Origin of the sequence: Streptomyces tropicalis, assembly GCF_029269835.1 — a bacterium.
Classification (GTDB): domain Bacteria; phylum Actinomycetota; class Actinomycetes; order Streptomycetales; family Streptomycetaceae; genus Streptomyces; species Streptomyces tropicalis.
In genome coordinates this window covers 1-23,115 of the sequence record NZ_JARJBB010000027.1, presented here as the reverse complement: position 1 = coordinate 23,115, position 23,115 = coordinate 1, and the positions used below count along the sequence as shown (strand labels likewise).

Sequence of the window (23,115 nt, the reverse complement as noted above, 5' to 3'; positions counted from 1 at the left end):
CTCCGGGCGGTCCCGCCCTACCGTGGACGCCAGCAACCACTCACCCCCAACGCGGAAGGGCCGGGACTCGTACATGACTTCCACCCACGCCTTCTGGCTCGCCGGCCGCCAGGTCACCGGCCAGGACACCTTCGACGTCACCAACCCGTGGGACGGGCGCACGGTCGGCACGGTCGGCGTGCCCACCGACGCCGAGGTCGAGGAGGCCGTGGCCGCCGCGTACGCCGTGCGGGACGAGTTCGCCGCCACCCCGGCGCACGTACGGGCCGCCGCCCTCGACCACGTCGCCCGGCGGCTGGCGGAGCGCACCGAGGAGATCGCGCAGCTGATCTCCGCCGAGAACGGCAAGCCGGTGAAGTGGGCCCGGGGCGAGGTCGGCCGTGCCGTCTCCGTCTTCCGCTTCGCCTCCGAGGAGGCCCGCCGGTTCAACGGCGGCGACGCGCAGCGCCTGGACACCGACGCGGGCGGCCAGGGCCGGCTCGCGCTCACCCGCCGCTTCCCGAAGGGCGTCGTGCTCGGCATCGCGCCGTTCAACTTCCCGCTGAACCTGTGCGCCCACAAGGTCGCCCCGGCGATCGCCGCCGGTGTGCCGATCATCCTCAAGCCGGCGCCGGCGACCCCGCTCTCCGCGCTGGTCCTCGGCGAGCTGCTGGCCGAGACCGACCTGCCGGCCGGTTCCTGGAGCGTGCTGCCGGTCGCCAACGACCGGATGCCCGCCCTCGTCCAGGACGAGCGCCTGCCGGTCATCTCCTTCACCGGTTCCGAGAAGGTCGGCTACTCGATCATGGACTCGGTGCCGCGCAAGCACTGCACCCTGGAGCTGGGCGGCAACGGCGCGGCCGTGGTCCTCGCCGACTACGCGAGCGACGCCGACCTCGACTGGGCCGCGAGCCGCATCGCCACGTTCTCCAACTACCAGGGCGGCCAGTCCTGCATCTCGGTGCAGCGCGTGATCGCCGACGCCGCCGTGTACGACCGGCTGCTGCCGCGCATCGTCGCCGCCGTCGAGGCCCAGGTCACCGGCGACCCCGCCGACGACAAGACCGACGTGGGCCCGCTGGTCAGCGAGGACGCCGCCCGGCGCGTGGAGTCCTGGGTGCGCGAGGCCGTCGAGGCCGGCGCCACCCTGGTCACCGGCGGCGAGCGCGACGGCGCCACCTACGCGCCGACCGTCCTGACCGACGTCCCGGCCGGGGCGACGCTGGCCTGCGAGGAGGTCTTCGGGCCGGTCCTCACCGTGCAGAAGGTGGACGGCGAGGAGGAGGCGTTCGCCGCGGTCAACGACTCCAAGTACGGCCTGCAGGCAGGTGTGTTCACCCGCGACCTGCAGGCCGCCTTCCGCGCCCACCGCGCCCTGGAGGTCGGCGGCGTCGTGGTCGGCGACGTCCCGTCCTACCGTGCCGACCAGATGCCGTACGGCGGCGTCAAGCAGTCCGGTGTGGGCCGCGAGGGCGTGCGCTTCGCGATGGACGACTACACCTACGAGCGGGTCCTCGTCCTGACCGGTCTCGCGCTCTGACCGCGGGCCGGTCCCGGCCGGCCCGCACGGATCCGCTCACCGCGGCTCCCCCCGGGGGCCCGGCACCGCTCCGGCGGTGCCGGGCCCCCGTCGCGTGCGGGGCGCACGACACGGCCGGGGACCGCCCGTCCGGTCCTCGAACATCCGCACATGTCCGGTGACGGCGTGTCATCATGGCGGTCACCGTGGCGCCGGGGGCGGCGTCGCGCCGGGGCACGAGGGGGGCTCGTGGGGACGACGGTGCTGGGGGAGCTGCGCGGGGCGCAGAAGTCGGCGAAGGGCGTGTCGCTGTACTCGCGGTACGTGAACCGGCCGGCGGGCCGCCACCTCGCGGCCGGCGCGTACCGGGCGGGTCTGACGCCCAATCAAGTCACCCTGATCAGTGCCGTGTTCACCTTCTGCGGTGTCGCCGCGGTGGCGCTGGTGCGGCCGTCGTGGCCGCTGGCGGCCGGGGTGTGGGCCGCCCTGTTCGCCGGCTTCGCCTTCGACTCGGCCGACGGGCAGCTCGCCCGGCTCACCGGGGCGGGCGGCCCGGCGGGGGAGTGGCTGGACCACGTGGTGGACTGCGCGAAGATGGTCGCGCTGCACACCGCGGTCCTGATCTCCTTCCACCGCTTCTTCGACCTGCCGGGCGCGGGCTGGCTGCTCGTGCCGCTCGTCTTCCAGTTCGCGGCCGTGCTGACCTTCTGCGCCGGACTGCTGACCGAGCAGCTCAAGCGGGGCCGCACGCCGTCCGGCGGCGCCGCGGCCGCGCCCTCCCGGCTGCGGGCCGTCGCCCTGCTGCCGGTGGACTACGGGGTCTTCTGCCTGGTGTTCCTCACCCTGGGCGCGCCGGCGCTGTTCCGGACGGCCTACGCCGTGCTCGCGGCCGTGCACCTGCTGTTCCTCGCGGCCTTCCTCGCCAAGTGGTTCAGGGAGCTGTCCGCGCTTCCCCGGAACCCGGCGTGACCAGCGCGTCCAGGGCACGGGTCAGCAGGGTGCTGGAGGTGTGCACGGTGTACGGGAAGTACACGACCTCCACCCCCACGGCCGCGAAGTCGCGCTCCAGCCGCTCGCCCTTCTCGGTGCCCCGCCAGTCGTCCCCCTTGAAGAGGACGTCGAAGCGGACCTGCTGCCAGGTCTCGCGCTTGTCCGGCACGGTCTCGACGAACGCGGCGTCCACGTGCCGGACGCTGCGCACGATCTCCAGCCGCTCCGGCAGCGGGACCACCGGTCTGCGTCCCTTGGCCCGTTCGGCCATCTCATCCGAGACCACCCCTGCGACCAGGTAGTCGCACCGGCTGCGGGCGTGCCGGAGGATGTTCAGGTGGCCGATGTGGAACAGGTCGTATACCCCGGGTGCATAACCGACTCGATGGACCATGCGTTCTCCCCCCATGGTGAACGTGGCTTCTCGCAACCGCAGTTGACGGACCACCGACCTTACTGTGAAGCCCTCCTGGAGATCCGGTGAACGGTTAAGGTGGGTCCGGATCGCTTCTGGGGGGAAGGGGACCGGCGTTGACCGGATTCGAGCCCGAACACGCGCGCAGCGACAGCGACGACGAGCAGCGCACGGAGCACCACCGACACCACCACCCGCGCGGCGGGGCCCTCGCCGGCCGCTGCCTGCTGCTGGTGTCCACCAACTACGCACCCGAGCACACCGGCATCGGCCCCTACGCCACGGGACTGGCCGAGCACTGGGCGGCCCGCGGCGCCGACATGCACGTCCTCGCGGGCATGCCGCACTACCCGTCCTGGCGCCTCGACCCGTCCTACGCCGGCTTCTGGCGGACCACGGAGGAGCGCGGCGGGGTCACCGTGCACCGGCGAAGACACACCGTGCCCGCGCGGCAGACCGCCGTGCGCCGCGCCCTGTTCGAGGCGTCCCTGCTCGCCCACCAGCTCGCCGCCCCGCCCCGCATGCCCCGCCCGCACGCCGTCGTCGCCCAGATGCCCAGCCTGGCCGGCGCCGTGGCGGCCGCCCGCCTGGCCCGCCGCCACGGGGCACCCTTCGTGCCGGTGGTACAGGACCTGATGGGCGCGGCAGCCGCCCAGAGCGGCATCAGCGGCGGGGACCGGGCGGCCGCCGTCGCCGCCCGCGCCGAGCGGCACGCACTGCGCCGGGCCGCCCTGGTCGGCGTCATCCACGACAGCTTCCGGCCGCGGGTGGAGGCGATGGGCGTCGACCCCGCACGCATCCGCCTCGTCCCCAACTGGTCGCACGTGGACCGGCCGTCGCGGCCGCGCGCCGAGACACGGGCCCGGCTCGGCTGGCGGGACGACCGCCCGGTCGTGCTGCACTCCGGGAACATGGGCCTCAAGCAGGGCCTGGAGGTGCTCGTCGACACGGCCCGCCTCGACCCCGGGGTCGACGTCGTCCTGATGGGCGACGGGAACCAGCGCGCAACCCTCCACGAACGCGCCCGCGGCCTGCCCAACCTGCACTTCCTGCCACCCGCCGACGAGGCGGACTTCCCCGACGTCCTCGCCGCCGCCGACGTCCTCGCGGTCACCCAGCGGGCGTCCGTGCTCGACATGAGCGTGCCGTCGAAGCTCACCTCCTACTTCGCCGCGGGGCGGCCGGTCCTCGCCTCCGTCGCGGCCCGCGGCGGCACCGCCGACGAGGTGCGCCGCTCGGGCGCGGGCGAACTGGTCCCTCCGGAGGACCCGGCGGCCCTGCTGACGGCGGTACGCAGGCTGGCGGCCGATCCCGCGGCCGCCGACCGGCTCGGGGCCCGCGGCCCCGCGTACGTGGACGAGCGGCTCAGCCCCGCGGCCGGACTCGGCCGCCTGGACGACCTGCTCGCCGAGGCACTGCACCCGGGCACCACCGCGCACGAAGGAGCGGCACGCGCATGAACGAAGAGGCACGCGGTCAGCAGGACGAGCCGGAACTCCTGCGCGACCAGGTGCAGCAGGTCCTGCGGCACCGGGTCCTGGTGGCCGGCGGCCTGGCCGCCGGGCTGCTGGCCGGGACCTGGTACGCCGTCGGATCGGCGCCGTCGTACGAGTCCTCCGGCGAGGTGCTCGTGCGGGCGGCGACCATCAACCCGTACGCGGCGACCGGGATCTCCGTCGACAAGCAGATCAACATCGGCAGCGAGCGGCAGACCGCCGCCGGCAACGCGGTGGCCGAGCGGGCCGCCCGGAGGCTCGGCCGCGACCCGGGCGACGTCGGCGACCTCCAGCGCCACCTCCAGGTCACCAACCCGCCGGACACGCTCGTGCTGAAGTTCTCCTACGTGGCGGACACCCCCGGGGCGGCCGCGCAGGGCGCCAACGCCTTCGCGCAGGCGTACCTCGACTACCGCGAGAAGCAGACCGCCGGCACCGTCGCCACCATGGTCAAGGGCTACCAGAACCAGCTCGACCCGCTCACCAGGCAGCGCGAGGACCTGCTCAAGCAGATCGACCGGCTCCAGGGCGACACGGAGAAGAGCACCGTGCTGGCCGCCCAGGCCAACCTGCTCAGCCAGATCACCCAGCTCACCAACAGCATCAGCGAGCTGAAGGCCCTGGACACCAACCCCGGCTACGTCACCGTCACCGCCGAGCCGCCCACGAAGGCCGAGGGCCTCGGCACCCCGCTGCTCATCGCGCTGGGCGGTGTCCTCGGCCTCGCGCTCGGCCTGCTCGGAGCCTGGCTGCGGATGATCTTCGACCCGGCGGCCCGCTCCGCGGAGACCGTGGCCCGCGCGCTGCGCGCCCCCGTCCTCGGCGTGCTGCCGAAGGCGCCCGAGGAACCGCTGCTCGCCCTCGACGGCGCTCCCGCCGAGCAGTACCGCTCGGTCGCCTTCCGGCTGGCCTACGACCGGCACTTCGCCGACCGCCGGCGGCTGCTGGTGGTCGAGCCGGGCGGCGAGGGCACCACGGCCGCCGCCGTCGCCGCCAACCTCACCGCCTGCTTCGCCGAGACCGGCACGGCGGCCCTGCTCGTCGAGGCCGACCTGCGCCGCCCGCACCTCGCCGGCCGGCTGCCGCAGGCGCCCGGCACCCGCGCCGGACGGGCCGGCGTGCTCGCCGCGGACGGCGACCCGTGGCCCGGCGGGCGGCTCCTCACCGTCGACGCGGGCGAGTCCGGCACCTTCGAACTCGTCCCCGGCACCCGGGTGCCGCACGTGGCCCGCACCCTCACCTCCGCCGCCACCACCCGCCTGATCGACCAGGCCGACGCCCCGAACACCACGGTCGTCGTCCTCGCCCCGCCCGTGCTGTCCTACGCCGACGCGCTCGCGCTCGTCGACCGCGTCGACGGCGTCGTGGTCGTGTGCGACCCGCGCACCACCGCCCGCACCGCGCTGGAACGCATCCGCGAACTCATCGACGGGGCCGGCGGCCAGGTCCTCGGCGCCGTGCTGCACCCGGCCCGCCCCGCGCGCAGGGGCCGCCGCCGCGCCGCCGCCGCGCCCGCCGCCCCGCCGCGGGAGCGGGAGCTGCCCACCGGGACCGTCACCCGGGACACGCTGTCCTCGGGCACCCGGTGAGGGCGCGCACCGCCGTCCTGTGCTCCGTCCTCGACCAGGCGGTGAGCGCGCTCACCAACATCGCCGTCCTGGTCCTGGTCGCCCGGCACAGCGAGGCCGGCACCTTCGCCGTGTTCGCCACCGCCTACGTGGTCTTCAGCCTCCTCCTCGGCGGCTTCGGGGCGTACGTCGGACAGGAGCTGGTGCTGCACCGCGGTGCGCCGGAGACCCTCGGCCGGGCGTGCCGCAGCGCCGCCGCGTTCACCGCGGGCGCCTCCGCCCTGCTGGGCGCGCTGCTCGCGGGCGGGGCGGCCCTGGCCTCCTCGGACACGGCCGTCTACGGGGCGCTCGGCCTCGTCCTGCCGGTGACGCTGACCCAGGACACCCTGCGCTACTGCTTCTCCGTCCTGCGCCGGCCGCACCTGGCGCTGACCACGGACCTGCTCCGGCTCGTCGCCGCACTGGCCCTCCTGGCCCTCCAGCCCGACGGCGCCTCCGCCGCCCGCACCACCCTGGTCTGGGGCCTGTCGGCGCTGCCCGCCCTGCTGCTCGCCCTGGCCCTGCTGCGGCCGCACGTCCGCGGCGCCGGCACCGACCTGCGCCGCTATCTCGCCCGCGGGCACCTCGGCCGGCGCTTCCTGGTCGAGTTCGGCGTCGGCAACGCCACCAGCCAGCTCGCCGTCCTCGCCCTCGGCCTGTTCGCCACCCCGCTCGCGGTCGGCGCGCTGCGCGGCGCGACGACCCTGTTCGGACCGCTGAACGTGGCCTTCAACGCGGCGACCGGCTTCGGCCCACCGCTGCTCACCCGGTACCACGCGCCCCGGCGGGCCGCGCTGGCCGCGGGCTGCGCGCTCGCCGCCGTCGCCGCCGGCTGGGCCGCCGTCCTCTCCGCGCTGCCCCCCGTCCGGGGCCGCCAACTCCTCGGCGACACCTGGGAGTCCGCGGCGAAGGTGCTCCCGGCGACCGGTGCGCAGTACGCGGCGATGGCCTTCGGCGTGTGCGGGCTGCTCGCCCTGCGGGTGCTCGCCCCGCGCACCACCCTTCCGGTCCAGCTCGTCTTCTCGCCGGTCTCCGCCGGGCTGCTGCTCGCCGGGTACGCCGGAGCCGGGGTCGCGGGCGCGGCCTGGGGCCTTGCGGCGGGCTCGGTGCTCAAGGGCGCCGCCGCCTGGCTGCGGGCCGCACGCCGGCCCGAGCCGCAGCCGGCCGTCAGCGCAGCTGCCGCCACCGCTCCGGGCGCAGTGTCGTGATCAGCGCCAGGCACACGACCCCGATCGCGATCCGCCCGGAGGCCTGCAGCAGCGGGCCGCGCAGCAGGATGAACGAGTAGCCCGCCACCAGCGGCACGGCGAGAGTGAGGACGCCGGCCGGTCCGGCCCGCAGCACTCCGTGCGCGTAGCGCCGGTCGACCCGGGCCGCCGTCCAGCCGATCAGCCCGAACCCGGCCACCATGCCCACCGGGCCGAAGTCCAGCCACAGTTCCGCCCACAGCGGCGAGGAGCGGTTGGTGTTGGCCGCCGCCATCCACTCGCTCACCATCACCCCGGTGTCCCGGGGCTTCGCCGTCCACACCGACCGCGGCACGAAGAACAGCACGGAACCGGCGAGCTGGCGGCCGTAGGTGTGGCCGTTGCCCGCGTCGGCGTAGGTGAGGGTGTTGGCGAACATCGCCATCTGGTCGTAGTCCTTCAGGACCAGCGGGTCGAGCACCGACGACGTCTGCGCCGCGGCCGGGGTGTTCGCGCTGTCGTAGCGGAACCGGTCCGCGAACGGGAAGATCAGCACGGCCGCGGCCACACCCAGCGTCAGCGCGGCCCGGTACATCGCGGGGCTCTGCGGGAACACGGTGAACAGCAGCGCCAGCAGGACCGTCAGGAACCAGTAACGCGGGTTGGAGATCGGGTTGTTGACGATGCCGTTCAGTCCGGCCAGGGCCACCAGGGTGAGCCAGGGGAGCGGGCGGCGCCGCGCGGCCGGGGAGGTGATCAGCCAGCGGGTCACCACCATCAGGGCGAGCAGCGCCGGGACCGTGCCGAAACCGCGCAGCATCGCGGTGCCGGCCTGCGAACCGGCCCCGGCCACCCCGCTGTTGCCGACCGCCTCGCTGATCTCCATCCGGCTGGAGAAGAACACCCCGAGCCCACCGAGCTTCGCCACGAAGAGCCCGCTGCCCGCGAACGCCAGCGCCACCAGCAGCGCCACCCGCCGCCGTGCGACCACCGCGGGCCGGAAGACGGTGCGCGCCGTCGGCCGCACGCCCGGCCGCACCAGCAGCGCCCCGGCGTCGAAGACCGCGCACGCGACCAGCACCAGCCCGACGGCGAGGGCCAGGTCGGACCGCGAACCGGCCACCGGCACCGGGTACTTGCCCACCACCGTCTGCGCGAGCGGCGCGATCCCCATGGCCATGTAGACGAAGAGCCAGAAGGTGCCCTGGAGCAGCTTGCGGTGCCGGCCGAGGATCATCGCGGACAGCCGCGCCCCCGCGTACACCGTCAGCACCAGCTGGAGCCAGTACGCCTGGTCGCGCAGGCCCGCGCCCGGCCGCAGCGCGACGAACGCGGGCAGCAGCACCGTCAGCCCCAGCACCAGGGGCAGGGCGAGCACCCGGCGCAGGGCGCCCCGCGGCGAACCGCGGTCCGCCCGGGCCGCGGTTGACCGCCACGGACGCAGGGCAGCCGGTGATCCGGCAGCCGGTGTTCCCGCCGCCATAAGTCCCCCTCCACGATTCGTTCACAGAGTCTACGGATTCCCGTACGAACCGGGTGCGGAATGCCTAGGGTGGATCGCTCAGGAGGGGGGAACTCTTGCGCGATCTGCGAACGTTCACACTGTCCGGGTACGACAAGGGGCGCGGGTTCGTCGCCCAGGCGCTCTGGTTCTGCGTGATGAACACGCTCTTCATGGCCTGGTGCTGCCCGGCCCGGCTGCGTGTCGCGCTGCTGCGGGCCTTCGGCGCGACGATCGGCGAGGGCGTGCTGGTCCGGCACCGGGTGCGCGTCCTGTGGCCCTGGAAGCTGACCGTCGGCGACCACACCTGGATCGGCGAGGGCGCCTGGCTGCTCAACCTGGAGCCGGTCACCCTCGGCGCCCACGTCTGCGTCTCCCAGGAGGCGCTGCTGTGCACCGGCAGCCACGACCACCGCACCACCGACTTCCGGTACCGCAACGCGCCCATCCACGTCGGCGACGGCGCCTGGATCGCCGCCCGCGCGACCGTGCTCGCCGGGGTGCGGGTCGGCCGGCACGCCGTGGTGTCGGCGGGCACGGTCCTCGCCCGCGACCTGCCGGACCTCACCCTCCACACCGCGGAGGGCACCCGCGCGCTGAAGGAGCCCACCCCGTGAGAGCCCTGCACGCCGTCACCCTGCACACCCCGGCCCAGGCCTTCGGCGGCCCGGTCCGGGTCGCCGTCAACCTCACCGCGGGCCTCGCCGACCGCGGGGTCGAGAGCCGCATCGTCGCCCTCGGCTCCGGCTTCGACGGACCGCTGCCGGACCACGTCGACGGCCGCCCCGCCCGCCTCTACCCGGCCCGCCGGGTGCTGCCCGGCGCAGGCTTCAGCGGCATCACCTCGCCCGGCCTGCTGGCGGGCGCCCGGCGCCTGGTGCGCGCCGCCGACGTGGTCCACGTGCACCTCGCCCGGGACCTGGTCACCCTGCCGATCGCACTGGCCGCGCTGAGGGCCGGGCGCCCGCTGGTGGTGCAGACCCACGGCATGGTCGACCCCAGCGACAAGGCGCTCGCCCGGCTGCTCGACGCGGTCGCCGTGCGCCGGGTGCTGCGCCGCGCCGGCGCCGTACTGCACCTGACGCCGTACGAGCGGCGGGCGCTGGACGCCGTCCTCGGCACCCCGGACCCCGGCAACGGCGTCCGGCTGGTCAACGGGGTGCCCGCACAGGAGCGGCGGCCCCGGCCGCCGGGCCCGCCCCGGCTGCTCCTCCTGGCCCGGATGCAGGCCCGCAAGCGCCCCGCGGACTTCGTCGCCGCCGCCCCCGAGGTGCTGCACCGCCACCCCGGCGCCCGGTTCGTGCTGGCCGGGGCCGACGAGGGCGAGCTGGACGGCGCGCTGAAACTGGCGGCGTCCCTCGGCGTCGCCGGCTCCGTCGAGTACCTCGGCGCCCTCGCGCCGGACGCCGTCGCGGACGAGCTGCGCCGCGCCCACGTGCACGTGCTGCCGTCGGTGGACGAGCCGTTCCCCATGTCGGTGCTGGAGGCCCTGTCCCTGGGCGTGCCGTCGGTCGTGACCCCGACCAACGGACTCGCCGACGACCTCTCCCGGACCGGAGCGGGCCGTGTCGCCGGCACCCCCGGGCATCTGGCCGGGCAGATCCTGACGCTGCTCGACCCGGCCGCCAACGACCGTGCGTCCGCCGCGGCCTGGCAGCTCGCCCGCACCTCCTTCTCGCTGGACGCGGTCGCCGACCGCCTCCACACCCTCTACGAGTCGCTGGTCTGAGCACACCGTGGGGGCCGCCGTCCGGCGGCCCCCACGGTGTGCTGCTCCACCCGGCGGATCAGGTCCGGGCCCAGGCGTAGCACCCGGTGGACGTGAACGTCCGTGTGCCCTTCCGGACGGTGAGCGTGTGCCCGGAGCCGCTCGTGCCGTCCAGGGACCAGGAGCAGTCCGCCGACGGGGTGAGCGCACGGTAGGTGCCGGGCGCGGGGGAGGCGTGCGTGCCGTCCGCGTAGCCGCCCCGGGTCGCCGCGACGACCGGCTTCAGGTCCGGGCACAGACTGTCCACGGCCGCCTGCGCCCCCTTGACGTCCCCGGCGATGACCGCGCCGACGGCCGCGTCCCGGTCGATCCTGACCGTGTACGCGAGCCGGTCGCAGGTGTCCTGCCCGGACTGCAGGATCGCCGCCGGGTCGGTGCCCCGCGGCACCCGCCCGGCGAGGTACTTCTTCTCCTTCTTCGTGAACGAACCGGCCGCCGGCGCGGCGGGCCCGTCGGGCCGGGTGTTCCGCGGCGCCCCCGCGGCGCCCGGCGAGGCGGGCCCCGAGGACGCGCCGGAGGCGGTGCCGGTGGACGGTGCCGTGCCCGCCGGGACGGCGGGGAGCGCGGAGCCGCCCCCCGCCGCCCCGGCCGGCCGGCCGTGCCCGCCCGGGCTGCCGCAGGCGGCTAGCAGGGGCAGGAGGGCAAGTGCCGCGAGCGCACTTCTCTTCATGAAGCGCCCGTCCCGAGCTTGTAGTGGGCGAGGACCTGGCTCGACGACAGCACCTTGCCGTACACGGCGACCTCGTCGAGCTGGCCGGTGTAGAACCGGCTCGACGGCCGGTTCGTCCACGAGTCCAGGTTGTCGCCGCCGACCCGCCAGTACCCGGAGCCCGCCTCGCTGGTGGTCACGAACGGGTTGGAGGTGCGCAGCGCGCCGTCCACGTACAGCTTCATGCCGTCGGAGCCCTCGGTGGCGACGGCGTGGTGCCACTTGCCGTCGTTGTACCGCTGGACCGTGGTGATCGTGCGCACCGCCCCGGGGTACGCGCCGAAGACCAGCTGCCCGCCGTCGGTCATGTAGACGTGCTTGTCGAAGCGGGTGGACGGCAGCTGCACCTTGTTGGCGAAGCCGATCAGCTTGCCGCCGGTGGTGGAGGTGGTCTTGAACCACAGCTCCAGCGAGTACGCCGACGGGGCGCTGTGCAGCTTGTCGCTGTACGTCCACTCGCCCTGCGAGCCGGTGTAGTTCACCGAGGAGCCGGACCCGGCCGCCCCGTCGGACACGCCCTGGCCCGGGGCGTTCCAGTGCACGCCGCTGTCGTCGCCGCCGGAGCTGTCGGCCGCGTAGGCGCCCGACGTCTCGCCGAAGCGCCAGTACAGCGAGGCCCCGTCGCCCCGGACCGCCGCCGCGTAGGAGTCGGCCGCGGAGGCCACCTTCACGGACTGCGCGGCGGACTTCGCCGAGGTGTTGGTGCCGTCGCTGACGCTCACCCGGTAGGAGTGGGTCTCCCCGGGCGCGACCGCGGTGTCGGTCCAGGTCAGCTGCGGCCGCGACCACGGCAGCGAGTCCCCGGCGACCTGGTACACCGGTGTGGTGCCCCCGTCCTTGTAGACGCTGTAGGTCAGGTGGCTGTCGTCGGTGTCGTAGCTGGAGCGCCAGTGGACGGCGACCCTGCCCGGCTCGATGCTCTCCACCTTCACCTGCGGCAGCGTCGGCGCGCCGGTGTCCGGACCGGAGGAGACCCGGGTCAGCGACTGCTGCGCCACGCCGCCCACGGTGGTGAACTCGCCGCCCACCCACAGGTAGTCGGTGCCGCCCTTCGGGGCGAGGGCGAACACCCGCGGGCCGATGCCCTCGCCGATGCCGTCGTTGGTGTCCGGGGCCCAGCCCACCAGGTGCGGGTCGTTCGTGCCCTCGGCCAGCAGGTGCCGGCGCTGCCCGTCCGGGTACTCGCCCATCGACGAGCAGTCGTGCGCGTGCGAGGCGCTGTACAGCAGGCCCTTGTAGAGCTGGAGCGCCTGGGTGGCACCGAGGCAGGTGTCGCGCCAGCGCTCCGCGAAGGTGTCCGGGTCGAAGGCGGTCCGCCCGTCGAAGACGCCGCCGCCGGTGCCCTCGTTGGCGGTGTAGACGCCGGAGGCGTCGGCGGTGATGTCCTTCACGACGGAGGTGTCCGGGAAGAAGCCCCGCGGGTAGTTCCGGGTCACCGCGCCCGTGGCGGCGTCGGTGACGGCCAGGGCGTGCGAGTCGCTGCCGTTGACGGTGAAGAAGTCGCCGCCGACGGCCACGTGCCGCCCGTCCGCGGTGACCGCGACGGCCCGTCCCGGGGCGTCCGCGTTCGCGGTCCACGGGGTGAGGGCGCCGGAGGTGTCGACGGCGGCGAACCGCTGCCGCGTGGCCCCGTCCACGCTGGTGAAGTCGCCGCCGACGTACACGGTGGACCCCGTCACGGCCAGAGCCCGCACGGTCGCGGGCACCGAGGGGCGGAAGTCGGTGCGGGGTGTGCAGGTGGCGATGTCGATGGCGGCGAGGCTGCTGGTGCCCACCCCGTTCACCGCGCCGAAGTACCCGCCGGCGTACAGGGTCCGCCCGTCCGGCGACACCGCGAGCGCCCGCACGGTGGCGGTGCCGCTGCCGACCGTGAAGGACAGCGAGCAGCCGGTGGGCGCGCCGGTGGCCGCGTCGAAGGCCGCGAAGTTCACCGCGGACCGCTCGGCCGGGTCCCCGGCGGAGGTGCCCGCGGGGCGGACCGCCGAGAAGGTACCGCCCGCGAAGACGGTCCCTCCGGCCTGGGCGAGGGCGTAGACGATGCCGTTGGTCTGCCAGGTCGGCAGGCTGTCGGCGGTCAGTGCCACCGGCGGGGTGAGCGCGGCGGCGTCGGATGCGGTGAGCGGCAGGCACAGCAGCGGAGCGGCACTCGCGAGCACGAGTGCGGTGAGGCTCCGCCGGTACCGGGACCTGCGGCTCAGGAGTCTGGGTCGGGTCGATCTGCCGTGCATGGCTTCTCCTTGCGGTGCGAGCGGGTGGTACGTCGTGCGCAGTGGGGGGTGTCCCTGGGATGTGTGGGGGACGTGCCGCGCGGGCACGGGAGGCCGTGCGGCCCGGGGGAGGGGAGTCCCGGGCCGCACGGCGCGGGAGGGCGGACCGAGGGGCCGGCGGTCGCGGACGGAACCGGTCGGGGACGTCCGGCGCCGGACCGGGGTCAGCGGTCCACGCGGACGGCGGTGCCGGCCAACTCGTCCTCCAGGCGGGCCACATCGGCGTCCACCATGATCCGGGCGAGTTCCTGCACCTTCACCGAGGGCTTCCAGCCCAGCAGTTCCCCGGCCTTGGAGGCGTCGCCGATCAGGGCGTCGACCTCGCTGGGCCGTTCGTACTTGGGGTCGTAGCGGACGAACTCGGTCCAGTCGAGGCCGGCGTGGGAGAAGGCGACCTCCAGGAACTGCCGGACGCTCGCCGCCTCGCCGGTCGCCACCACGTAGTCGTCGGGCACGTCGCGCTGGAGCATCCGCCACATGGCCTCGACGTACTCGGGTGCGTACCCCCAGTCGCGCACCGCGTCGAGGTTGCCGAGGTACAGGCGGTCCTGCAGGCCGGCTCCGATCCGGGCCACCGCGCGGGTGATCTTCCGGGTCACGAAGGTCTCGCCGCGACGCGGGGACTCGTGGTTGAAGAGGATGCCGTTGACCGCGAACATGTCGTACGCCTCGCGGTAGTTGACGGTCGCCCAGTAGCCGAAGACCTTGGCGCAGCCGTAGGGGCTGCGGGGGTGGAAGGGCGTCCGCTCGTTCTGCGGCGGCGGGGTCGCGCCGAACATCTCCGACGACGACGCCTGGTAGAGCCGGGTCTCGATGCCGCTGGCCCGCACCGCCTCCAGCAGCCGGATCGTGCTCAGGCCCGTCACGTCACCCGTGTACAGCGGGGCGTCGAAGGAGACCCGGACGTGCGACTGCGCGCCGAGGTTGTACACCTCGTCCGGACGCAGGTCGCGCAGCAGGTTCACCAGGGCCACCCCGTCGGACAGGTCGGCGTGGTGCAGCACGAAGGACCGCTCCGGCCGGTCCGGGCCCTGGTAGATGTGGTCGATCCGCTCGGTGTTGAAGCTCGACGAGCGGCGGATCAGGCCGTGCACCGTGTAGCCCTTGCCGAGCAGCAGCTCCGCCAGGTAGGAGCCGTCCTGGCCGGTGACCCCGGTGATGAGTGCCGACTTGCCCATGCAGTACCCCCTCGGACGTGACCAACAGGTCACGCTTGCCTGTGATGTGCCCTGATATTCAGAGGAATGTCCCCCGAGGGCCCCGGCCGCTGGCACAATCCGCGCATGACTGCTGACGCTTCGCCCCAGCCCACGTCCCCGCTGCTCCCGCGCGCGGCGCGCGTGTTCGTCGCCGGTCACCGCGGCCTGGTCGGGTCCGCGGTGGCCCGCCGGCTCGCGGCCGACGGACACGAGGTCGTCACCCGCGGCCGGGAGCAGCTCGACCTGCGCGACGCCGCGCGGACCGAGGCATTCCTGTGCGACGTCCGGCCGGACGCCGTCGTGCTGGCCGCCGCCAGGGTGGGCGGCATCATGGCCAACAGCACCTCTCCGGTGCAGTTCCTGGAGGACAACCTCCGGATACAGCTCGGCGTGATCGCCGGCGCGTACGCCGCCGGGGTGCCGCGCCTGCTGTTCCTCGGCTCGTCCTGCATCTACCCGAAGCTCGCCGAGCAGCCGATCCGCGAGGAGGCGCTGCTCACCGGCCCCCTGGAGCCGACCAACGAGGCCTACGCCATCGCCAAGATCGCGGGCATCACCCAGGTCCAGTCCTACCGCCGCCAGTACGGCGCCGCCTACATCAGCGCCATGCCGACCAACCTGTACGGTCCCGGCGACAACTTCGACCTCGCCACCTCGCACGTGCTGCCCGCGCTGATCCGCCGCTTCCACGAGGCCCGCGAGTCGGGCGCGCCCCGGGTGGTGCTGTGGGGCACGGGCACGCCCCGCCGGGAGTTCCTCCACGTCGACGACGTGGCCGCGGCCTGCGCGCTGCTCCTGGAGCGCTACGACGGCGACGCCCCCGTCAACATCGGCTGCGGCGAGGACCTCCCGATCAGCGAACTGGCCTCCCTCGTCCGTGAGGTGACGGACTACCGGGGCGAGATCGCCTGGGACACCGGCAAGCCCGACGGCACCCCGCGCAAGCTGCTGGACGTCTCCCGCCTGACCGGCCTCGGCTTCAAGCCGGCCGTCCCGCTGCGGGACGGCATCGCCGCCACGTACGCATGGTGGCGCTCCCGTCCCACCCCCTGACGCCCCCGGCCCGGCCGTCCGGTCCCGGGCCCGCCCTGCCGGCCGCGCCCCGACGGCCCGCCGGCCGCGGGCCGGTCCGCCCGGGGCCGGGCCCCCGGCGCCCCGGACCCGGGGGGCCCGTCCGTCCGGGGCGGGGCCGTCGGCGGCCCGTCGGCCCGGGAGGCGTCCGGCCGCGGGCCCTGCGGCGGCGGCCCACCGGCTCGGGGCCGGTTCCGCGGCGGTCCCCGGCGGACCGGCCGCCGGGCCGGGTCCGGCCGGGCGCCACACTGCAGGGGCGCACATCCGCGGCGGCGCGGACGCATGCACGGAGGGCTTCGCGGGCGCGGGTCGGCACCCGCCGGGCGCAGGCGGCGGCCCGGGGTGGTGGCGGCGCACCGGCGCCCCCTCAGTACGCCCCGCGGCCGTCGACGACGGCGCGCAGGGTCCGGGTCATGATCTCCACGTCCGTGGCGACGGACCAGTTGTCGACGTACCAGAGGTCGAGCGCGACCGTCTCGTCCCACGACAGGTCCGAGCGCCCGCTGACCTGCCACAGCCCGGTCATGCCCGGCCTGACCGCCAGCCGCCGCAGCTCGGTCGGGCTGTAGTGGGCCACCTCGTCGGGCAGCGGCGGGCGTGGTCCGATCAGGGACATGTCACCCCTGAGGACGTTGAGGAGCTGTGGAAGCTCGTCCAGGGAGAGACGGCGCAGCACGGCGCCGAGCGGGGTGACGCGCGGGTCGCGGCGCATCTTGAACATGTGCCCGTCGTGCTGGTTGGCCCCGGAGCGCGCGAGCTCGGCCCGGCGGGCCTCCGCGTCGGCGACCATGGTGCGGAACTTCCACATGGTGAACGGGGTTCCGCGCAGCCCGCACCGGGTCTGCCGATGGAACACCGGCCCCGGCGAGGTGCCCCGCACGGCCAGCGCCAGCACCCCGAACAGCGGGGCCAGGACCAGGAGCCCGAGGGCGGCGCCGAGCCGGTCCGCCAGTGACTTCAGCCAGGGCTGCCCGAACTGCTGCGCCGGCGGCGCTACCTGAAGCACCGTCAGCCCGGCGGCCGTGGTCGGCCGCACCCGCGCCTCGGCGACCTCCGTCAGCCCCGGCACCACCGCCAGCTGCAGCCCGGCCCCGTGCAGCGCCCAGATCACCTGCCGCAGCCGCTCGCCGGTCATCCGCAGCCCCGGCGCCACCAGGGCCACGTCGGCCCCGGAGTCCGCCACGGCCCGCAGCACGGCGTCCGCGTCCCGGCCGCGGTCCGCGCCCGCGGCCGGGAGCCGCCCCGCGACCGGCATGCCGCACTGGAGGGACTGGAGGCCCACGGGCACCGCCCCCACGACCACGTAGGCGTGGTCCGTGCGGGCGGCCAGCCGCCCCACCACGTGGTCCACGGCGGCCGGCTCGCCCACCACCAGGGCCCTGCGGACGGCCCGTGCCTCCCGCCGCTGCCGGTTCAGGTGCAGCCTGGTCATCGGCGCGACCGTCGCGCTGAGCAACAGGCCCGGGGTCAGCGCGGCCAGTGCCAGGGTGGGCCGCGGCCCGCCCTGCGCGTCCGAGAGGGTCAGGGCCAGCGCGAGCAGCCCGGCCAGCAGCACCCAGTCCCGTAACGCGGCCAGCACGCCCCACGACTCCCCGAGCCGCTGGGCGGCGTAGCGGCGCCGCAGCGCCCGGATGGCCGTCCAGGCGCCCGCGCCGGCCAGGCCGCCCGCGAGCGGCACCTCCCGGCCGTCGGCGGCGAGCGCCGCGGCGAGCGGGATGCCGATGCCGCAGGTGTCGGTCAGCACCGTCAGCGGCCCGTACCAGCGGGCCTTGCCGTCACCCGTTCGGCCCCCCGGGCGGATCCGGTTCCCGGACCGGACGCGGAGCGCCCTCCGGGACCGGTCCGGCACGGGCCCCCCGGGGCCCTCCGCGGCGCCCGGCGCCGGGCCTCCCGCCCGCCGAATCGTTTCCTCCGTCGCCCCCGTCACGCGTGTCACACGCGTCACCCCGGTCCCGTTCCCGGGCGTCCTCGCTCCCGGTTCTCCGGCGGACTCGGACACGCCGACATCCCGCATGTGCCCCCCAGCCATACGTCGCGGTCACGGGCCCATCCGCGTCCTGCCGCTCCCCACCGAGCGGATGCGCCCAAGTGATCGAGGACCCTACGACACATCGGTCTGCATCGACCGCCGTTTTCGAGAAATTCATAGGAATTCGGTGAAGGAGTTCACATCGTGCCTTCACGCTCCGGACACGTGATGCCGGGTGAAACCGCACCGAAACAGGCGGCGGGTCGCTCCGGCTCGTGCGCGAGGGGTGGTGGGTGCGCCCGGTATCGGGTACATACGTTCCAGTAGCACCGATCGGTAACGTACTGCCCACAGATCCCTCTTCGCGGCGAGGTGAGCCTCATGTCCGCACCACCGACCAAACGGCCGACCGTCACCGAACGTGAGGCCCGCCAGGTGGCGGAGGCCGCCCGGGAACAGGACTGGCGCAAGCCCAGCTTCGCCAAGGAGCTGTTCCTCGGCCGCCTCCGACTCGACCTGGTGCATCCGCACCCGCTTCCCGCCGACGACGACGTCCAGCGCGGCGAGGAGTTCCTGGCCAAGCTGCGCGACTTCTGCGAGACGAAGGTCGACGCGGCGCGGATCGAGCGCGACGCGCGGATCCCCGACGACGTCATCACCGGGCTCAAGGAGCTCGGCGCCCTCGGCATGAAGATCGACACCAAGTACGGCGGCCTCGGCCTCACCCAGGTCTACTACAACAAGGCCCTCGCCCTGGCCGGCTCGGCGAGCCCCGCGATCGGCGCGCTGCTCTCCGCGCACCAGTCGATCGGCGTGCCGCAGCCGCTGAAGATCTTCGGCACCCAGGAGCAGAAGGACATTTTCCTGCCCCGCTGCGCCCGCACCGACATCTCCGCCTTCCTGCTCACCGAGCCGGACGTGGGCTCGGACCCGGCGCGCCTGGCGACCACCGCGGTCCCGGACGGGGACGACTACGTCCTCGACGGGGTCAAGCTGTGGACCACCAACGGCGTGGTGGCCGACCTGCTCGTCGTCATGGCCCGGGTCCCGAAGTCCGAGGGCCACCCCGGCGGCATCACCGCGTTCGTCGTCGAGGCGGCCTCCGAGGGCGTCACCGTCGAGAACCGCAACTCCTTCATGGGCCTGCGCGGCATCGAGAACGGCGTCACCCGCTTCCACCGGGTCCGCGTCTCCGCCGCCCACCGCATCGGCGCCGAGGGCCAGGGCCTGAAGATCGCCCTGACCACCCTGAACACCGGGCGGCTGTCGCTGCCCGCGATGTGCGCCGGGGCCGGCAAGTGGTGCCTGAAGATCGCCCGCGAGTGGTCCGCGGTCCGCGAGCAGTGGGGCCGGCCCGTCGCGCTGCACGAGGCGGTCGGCTCGAAGATCTCCTTCATCGCGGCCACCACCTTCGCCCTGGAGGCCGTCCTCGACCTGTCGTCGCAGATGGCCGACGAGCAGCGCAACGACATCCGCATCGAGGCCGCCCTCGCCAAGCTCTACGGCTCGGAGATGGCCTGGAGGATGGCCGACGAACTGGTCCAGATCCGCGGCGGCCGCGGCTACGAGACCGCCGCGTCCCTCGCCGCCCGCGGCGAACGCGCGGTCCCGGCCGAGCAGATGCTGCGCGACCTGCGCATCAACCGCATCTTCGAGGGCTCCACCGAGATCATGCACCTGCTGATCGCGCGGGAGGCCGTCGACGCCCACCTGTCGGTCGCCGGCGACCTCATCGACCCCGACAAGTCCCTGTCCGACAAGGCGAGGGCGGGCGCCAACGCCGGCGTCTTCTACGCCAAATGGCTGCCGAAGCTCGTCGCCGGGCCGGGCCAGCTCCCGCGCTCGTACGCCGAGTTCCACCCGGCGGGCCACGTCGACCTCTCGACGCACCTGCGCCACGTCGAACGGCACTCCCGCAAACTCGCCCGCTCCACCTTCTACGCCATGTCCCGCTGGCAGGGCCGGATGGAGACCAAACAGGGCTTCCTCGGCCGGATCGTCGACATCGGAGCCGAGCTGTTCGCGATGAGCGCGGCCTGTGTGCGCGCCGAGCTGCTGCGCAGCCAGGGCGACCACGGCCGCGAGGCCTACCAGCTCGCCGACGCCTTCTGCCGGCAGTCCCGCATCCGGGTGGCGGAACTCTTCGACCGCCTGTGGACCAACACCGACGACCTCGACCGCAAGGTCGTCAAGGGCGTCCTCGGCGGCGCCTACACCTGGCTGGAGGAAGGCGTGATCGACCCCTCCGACGACGGCCCGTGGATCGCGGACACGTCACCGGGCGAAAGCCGCAGGGAGAACATGCACCGGCCCGTCCGGTGACCGCCGCCGGCCGGGACGCGAGCACGCCTCGCGCCCGGCCGGCGTCACCCCGGACCGGCCCATCCCGGCCGCACTCCTGATCGCCCCGCCCCCGGCGGACGCGGCCCCGCCGCCGCCCGTGGGCGCCCCGCGGGGCACCCTCCCGGGGGACGTGCTGTCCTTCCCGGCCGCGGTTGCGGCAACAATGGAGGGATGAGCGACAGTCCAGCCCCTCTCGCCGACCCGCACCTCGTCTTCGACCCCGTCGCCGGCGACGGGCCGAAGGACGTGGTGGTCCTCGGCTCCACCGGGTCCATCGGCACCCAGGCCATCGACCTCGTGCTGCGCAACCCGGACCGCTTCCGGGTCACCGGGCTCTCCGCCAACGGCGGACGGGTCGGCCTCCTCGCCGAGCAGGCGTACCGGCTCCGCGTGCGGACCGTCGCCGTCGCGCGCGAGGACGTCGTGCCGGCCCTGCGCGAGGCCCTGACCGTGCAGTACGGCACCTCCGAGCCGCTCCCCGAGATCCTCGCCGGAGCGGACGCGGCCGCCGGGCTCGCCGCGTCCGACGGCCACACCGTCCTCAACGGCATCACCGGCTCCATCGGCCTCGCCCCGACCCTCGCCGCCCTGGAGGCGGGCCGCACCCTCGCGCTCGCCAACAAGGAGTCGCTCATCGTGGGCGGCCCGCTGGTCAAGGCGCTCGCCAAGCCGGGCCAGATCATCCCCGTCGACTCCGAGCACGCCGCCCTCTTCCAGGCGCTGGCCGTCGGGACCCGTGCCGACGTCCGCAAGCTCGTCGTCACCGCCTCCGGCGGCCCCTTCCGCGGCCGGTCGAAGGCGGAGCTGGCGGACGTCACCGTCGAGGACGCCCTCGCCCACCCCACCTGGGCCATGGGCCCGGTGATCACGATCAACTCCGCCACCCTCGTCAACAAGGGGCTGGAGGTCATCGAGGCGCACCTTCTCTACGACATTCCCTTCGACCGCATTGAGGTGGTCGTGCATCCGCAGTCGTATGTCCACTCGATGGTTGAGTTCACCGACGGATCCACACTCGCCCAGGCGACGCCCCCCGACATGCGCGGGCCCATCGCCATCGGTCTCGGCTGGCCCGAACGCGTCCCCGACGCAGCCCCCGCCTTCGACTGGAGCACCGCCTCGACCTGGGAGTTCTTCCCCCTCGACACCGACGCGTTCCCCTCCGTCGGCCTGGCCCGGCACGTGGGCGGTCTCGGCGGCACCGCCCCGGCGGTCTTCAACGCGGCCAACGAGGAGTGCGTCGACGCGTTCCTGCGCGGCGCGCTGCCGTTCGACGGGATCATGGACACCGTGACCCGGGTGGTCGAGGAGCACGGCACCCCCGGCACGGGAACTTCTCTCACCGTGCCGGACGTCCTCGAAGCGGAGACCTGGGCGCGGGCCCGGGCCCGCGAACTTACGGCGCAGACGACCGCGGAGGCGCGTGCATGACGTCCCTGATGATGATCCTCGGCATAGTCGTCTTCGCGGTCGGCCTGCTGGTCTCCATCGCGTGGCACGAGCTGGGTCACCTCTCCACCGCCAAGCTCTTCGGCATCCGCGTCCCGCAGTACATGGTCGGCTTCGGCCCGACCGTCTGGTCGCGGAGGAAGGGCGAGACGGAGTACGGCGTCAAGGCCATCCCCTTCGGCGGCTACATCCGCATGATCGGCATGTTCCCGCCCGGTCCGGACGGCCGGATCGAGGCGCGCTCCACCTCGCCCTGGCGCGGCATGATCGAGGACGCCCGCTCGGCGGCCTTCGAGGAGCTGGAGCCCGGCGACGAGAGCCGCCTCTTCTACACCCGGTCCCCGTGGAAGCGGGTCATCGTGATGTTCGCGGGCCCCTTCATGAACCTGGTCCTCGCCGTCGCGCTGTTCCTCACGGTCCTCATGGGCTTCGGCATCTCCCAGCAGACGACCACGGTCAGCTCGGTCTCCCAGTGCGTCATCGCACAGAGCCAGAACCGCGACACCTGCAAGAAGTCCGACGCCGCCTCGCCGGCCGCGGCCGCGGGCCTGAAGCCGGGCGACCGGATCGTCTCCTTCGACGGGGTCGCCACCGACGACTGGAACCGGCTGTCCGACCTGATCCGCTCCACCCCCGGCAAGGAGGTGCCGATCGTCGTCGACCGCAAGGGCCAGGACGTCACCCTGCACGCGAAGATCGCCACCAACCAGGTCGCCAGGAAGGACGCCCACGGCCAGATCGTCCAGGGCCAGTACGTCACCGCCGGCTTCCTCGGCTTCAGCGCCGCCACCGGCATCGTCCGCCAGGACTTCGGACAGTCCACGGCCTGGATGGGCGACCGCATCGGCGAGGCCGTCGACTCCATCGCGAGCCTGCCGGGCAAGATCCCCGCCCTGTGGAACGCGGCCTTCGACGGCGCCCCCCGCCAGCCCGACTCCCCGATGGGCGTGGTCGGCGCGGCCCGCGTCGGCGGCGAGATCTTCACCCTGGACATCCCGCCCACCCAGCAGCTGGCCATGGCCCTGATGCTGGTGGCCGGCTTCAACCTCTCCCTGTTCCTCTTCAACATGCTCCCGCTGCTCCCGCTCGACGGCGGTCACATCGCGGGCGCGCTGTGGGAGTCCCTGCGCCGCAGCCTGGCGCGGGTGCTGCGCCGCCCGGACCCGGGTCCGTTCGACGTGGCGAAGCTGATGCCGGTGGCCTACGTGGTGGCCGGGATCTTCATCTGCTTCACGATCCTCGTGCTCATCGCGGACGTCGTCAATCCGGTGAAAATCTCCTAGTCACCCGCTGTTCAGGGCGGCCGGGCGGACCTCCGCCCGGCCGCCTTCCATCGAGTGGGTTTGCCGGGTGGGATGTGCTCCGGCGCGCACCGGTGCCGTAATCTCGAAGCCTGGAGCCCGCCGCTGACGGGGCCGGACCTTGATCCACGACTTGGGGTTGCACAGCAGATGACTGCGATTTCTCTCGGCATGCCGTCCGTTCCGACCAAGCTCGCCGAGCGCCGCAAGAGCCGGCAGATCCAGGTCGGGTCGGTGGCGGTGGGTGGGGATGCGCCGGTGTCGGTGCAGTCGATGACGACGACGCGGACGTCGGACGTGGGTGCGACGTTGCAGCAGATCGCGGAGCTGACGGCGTCGGGGTGC

Annotated in this window: 18 protein-coding genes; 12 read left to right on the top strand and 6 right to left on the bottom strand. The window is 74.2% G+C overall.

The features are described 5' to 3' along the window. Positions 1–73: 73 nt before the first annotated feature. Positions 74–1,519 (top strand): aldehyde dehydrogenase family protein, encoded by a 1,446-nt coding sequence (locus P3H78_RS29650; RefSeq protein ID WP_276112259.1) that lies wholly within the window; start codon positions 74–76, stop codon positions 1,517–1,519. Positions 1,520–1,759: 240 nt separating this feature from the next. Next, positions 1,760–2,467: a CDP-alcohol phosphatidyltransferase family protein gene (locus P3H78_RS29645; RefSeq protein WP_438828068.1), complete on the top strand. Its 708-nt coding sequence runs from the start codon at positions 1,760–1,762 to the stop codon at positions 2,465–2,467. Here the strand turns inward: P3H78_RS29645 and P3H78_RS29640 are convergent. Further along, positions 2,430–2,882, bottom strand: a complete 453-nt coding sequence (locus P3H78_RS29640) for an FAD synthase family protein (RefSeq protein WP_276112257.1) — start codon at positions 2,880–2,882, stop codon at positions 2,430–2,432. The genes P3H78_RS29645 and P3H78_RS29640 overlap by 38 nt on opposite strands. 251 nt (positions 2,883–3,133) lie before the next feature. On the opposite strand from P3H78_RS29640, the gene P3H78_RS29635 reads away from it, so the two are divergent. The 3 genes from P3H78_RS29635 to P3H78_RS29625 are packed head-to-tail and all read left to right on the top strand — an operon-like array spanning position 3,134 to position 7,214. Next, on the top strand, positions 3,134–4,363 hold the full coding sequence (locus tag P3H78_RS29635) for a glycosyltransferase (RefSeq protein WP_276112284.1): 1,230 nt from the start codon (positions 3,134–3,136) through the stop codon (positions 4,361–4,363). Further along, entirely contained in the window at positions 4,360–5,988 is a 1,629-nt protein-coding gene (locus tag P3H78_RS29630) for a lipopolysaccharide biosynthesis protein (RefSeq protein ID WP_276112256.1), read from the top strand. Before P3H78_RS29635 ends, P3H78_RS29630 begins: the two co-directional genes overlap by 4 nt. Next, positions 5,985–7,214 (top strand): MATE family efflux transporter, encoded by a 1,230-nt coding sequence (locus P3H78_RS29625; RefSeq protein WP_276112255.1) that lies wholly within the window; start codon positions 5,985–5,987, stop codon positions 7,212–7,214. The genes P3H78_RS29630 and P3H78_RS29625 overlap by 4 nt, the downstream gene beginning before the upstream one ends. Here the strand turns inward: P3H78_RS29625 and P3H78_RS29620 are convergent. Then, positions 7,174–8,676 (bottom strand): hypothetical protein, encoded by a 1,503-nt coding sequence (locus P3H78_RS29620; RefSeq protein ID WP_276112254.1) that lies wholly within the window; start codon positions 8,674–8,676, stop codon positions 7,174–7,176. The two genes, P3H78_RS29625 and P3H78_RS29620, sit on opposite strands and share 41 nt — an antisense overlap. Before the next feature lie 95 nt (positions 8,677–8,771). On the opposite strand from P3H78_RS29620, the gene P3H78_RS29615 reads away from it, so the two are divergent. Then, positions 8,772–9,311, top strand: a complete 540-nt coding sequence (locus P3H78_RS29615; protein ID WP_276112253.1) for a WcaF family extracellular polysaccharide biosynthesis acetyltransferase — start codon at positions 8,772–8,774, stop codon at positions 9,309–9,311. Then, positions 9,308–10,423: a glycosyltransferase gene (locus P3H78_RS29610; RefSeq protein WP_276112252.1), complete on the top strand. Its 1,116-nt coding sequence runs from the start codon at positions 9,308–9,310 to the stop codon at positions 10,421–10,423. Before P3H78_RS29615 ends, P3H78_RS29610 begins: the two co-directional genes overlap by 4 nt. A gap of 58 nt (positions 10,424–10,481) precedes the next feature. Here the strand turns inward: P3H78_RS29610 and P3H78_RS29605 are convergent, their stop codons facing one another. From P3H78_RS29605 to gmd, 3 genes are all read right to left on the bottom strand, one after another. After that, a complete protein-coding gene (locus tag P3H78_RS29605; protein WP_276112251.1) occupies positions 10,482–11,132 on the bottom strand; it encodes a hypothetical protein in 651 nt (216 codons plus the stop codon). Continuing rightward, on the bottom strand, positions 11,129–13,399 hold the full coding sequence (locus tag P3H78_RS29600) for a LamG domain-containing protein (protein WP_276112250.1): 2,271 nt from the start codon (positions 13,397–13,399) through the stop codon (positions 11,129–11,131). The genes P3H78_RS29605 and P3H78_RS29600 overlap by 4 nt, the downstream gene beginning before the upstream one ends. A gap of 203 nt (positions 13,400–13,602) precedes the next feature. Continuing rightward, complete coding sequence (gene gmd, locus P3H78_RS29595; protein ID WP_276112249.1) at positions 13,603–14,616, bottom strand: GDP-mannose 4,6-dehydratase; 1,014 nt, start codon at positions 14,614–14,616, stop codon at positions 13,603–13,605. 105 nt (positions 14,617–14,721) lie between these two features. Between gmd and P3H78_RS29590 the strand changes: the two genes are divergently transcribed. Beyond that, positions 14,722–15,690: a GDP-L-fucose synthase family protein gene (locus P3H78_RS29590; RefSeq protein WP_276112248.1), complete on the top strand. Its 969-nt coding sequence runs from the start codon at positions 14,722–14,724 to the stop codon at positions 15,688–15,690. A gap of 385 nt (positions 15,691–16,075) precedes the next feature. Here the strand turns inward: P3H78_RS29590 and P3H78_RS29585 are convergent, their stop codons facing one another. After that, positions 16,076–17,452: a sugar transferase gene (locus P3H78_RS29585; RefSeq protein ID WP_276112247.1), complete on the bottom strand. Its 1,377-nt coding sequence runs from the start codon at positions 17,450–17,452 to the stop codon at positions 16,076–16,078. Between the two features lie 606 nt (positions 17,453–18,058). Between P3H78_RS29585 and P3H78_RS29580 the strand changes: the two genes are divergently transcribed. The 4 genes from P3H78_RS29580 to P3H78_RS29565 all read left to right on the top strand — a co-directional run. After that, a complete protein-coding gene (locus tag P3H78_RS29580; RefSeq protein WP_276112246.1) occupies positions 18,059–19,999 on the top strand; it encodes an acyl-CoA dehydrogenase family protein in 1,941 nt (646 codons plus the stop codon). A 192-nt stretch (positions 20,000–20,191) separates the two neighbouring features. After that, positions 20,192–21,451 (top strand): 1-deoxy-D-xylulose-5-phosphate reductoisomerase, encoded by a 1,260-nt coding sequence (gene dxr / locus P3H78_RS29575; RefSeq protein WP_276112245.1) that lies wholly within the window; start codon positions 20,192–20,194, stop codon positions 21,449–21,451. Further along, positions 21,448–22,752: a M50 family metallopeptidase gene (locus P3H78_RS29570; RefSeq protein WP_498073054.1), complete on the top strand. Its 1,305-nt coding sequence runs from the start codon at positions 21,448–21,450 to the stop codon at positions 22,750–22,752. The genes dxr and P3H78_RS29570 overlap by 4 nt, the downstream gene beginning before the upstream one ends. A gap of 168 nt (positions 22,753–22,920) precedes the next feature. Further along, positions 22,921–23,115 (top strand): flavodoxin-dependent (E)-4-hydroxy-3-methylbut-2-enyl-diphosphate synthase (locus P3H78_RS29565; RefSeq protein WP_276112244.1); only part of this gene is annotated, 195 nt, incomplete at its 3' end.

Excerpts from the sequence above, each read along its gene's own strand:
- P3H78_RS29620 (WP_276112254.1), bottom strand. The coding sequence starts at position 8,676 with ATGGCGGCGGGAACACCGGCTGCCGGATCACCGGCTGCCCTGCGTCCG.
- P3H78_RS29570 (WP_498073054.1), top strand. The coding sequence starts at position 21,448 with ATGACGTCCCTGATGATGATCCTCGGCATAGTCGTCTTCGCGGTCGGC.
- P3H78_RS29650 (WP_276112259.1), top strand. The coding sequence starts at position 74 with ATGACTTCCACCCACGCCTTCTGGCTCGCCGGCCGCCAGGTCACCGGC.
- dxr (WP_276112245.1), top strand. The coding sequence starts at position 20,192 with ATGAGCGACAGTCCAGCCCCTCTCGCCGACCCGCACCTCGTCTTCGAC.
- gmd (WP_276112249.1), bottom strand. The coding sequence starts at position 14,616 with ATGGGCAAGTCGGCACTCATCACCGGGGTCACCGGCCAGGACGGCTCC.
- P3H78_RS29590 (WP_276112248.1), top strand. The coding sequence starts at position 14,722 with ATGACTGCTGACGCTTCGCCCCAGCCCACGTCCCCGCTGCTCCCGCGC.
- P3H78_RS29630 (WP_276112256.1), top strand. The coding sequence starts at position 4,360 with ATGAACGAAGAGGCACGCGGTCAGCAGGACGAGCCGGAACTCCTGCGC.
- P3H78_RS29640 (WP_276112257.1), bottom strand. The coding sequence starts at position 2,882 with ATGGTCCATCGAGTCGGTTATGCACCCGGGGTATACGACCTGTTCCAC.
- P3H78_RS29600 (WP_276112250.1), bottom strand. The coding sequence starts at position 13,399 with ATGCACGGCAGATCGACCCGACCCAGACTCCTGAGCCGCAGGTCCCGG.
- P3H78_RS29605 (WP_276112251.1), bottom strand. The coding sequence starts at position 11,132 with ATGAAGAGAAGTGCGCTCGCGGCACTTGCCCTCCTGCCCCTGCTAGCC.
- P3H78_RS29580 (WP_276112246.1), top strand. The coding sequence starts at position 18,059 with ATGTCCGCACCACCGACCAAACGGCCGACCGTCACCGAACGTGAGGCC.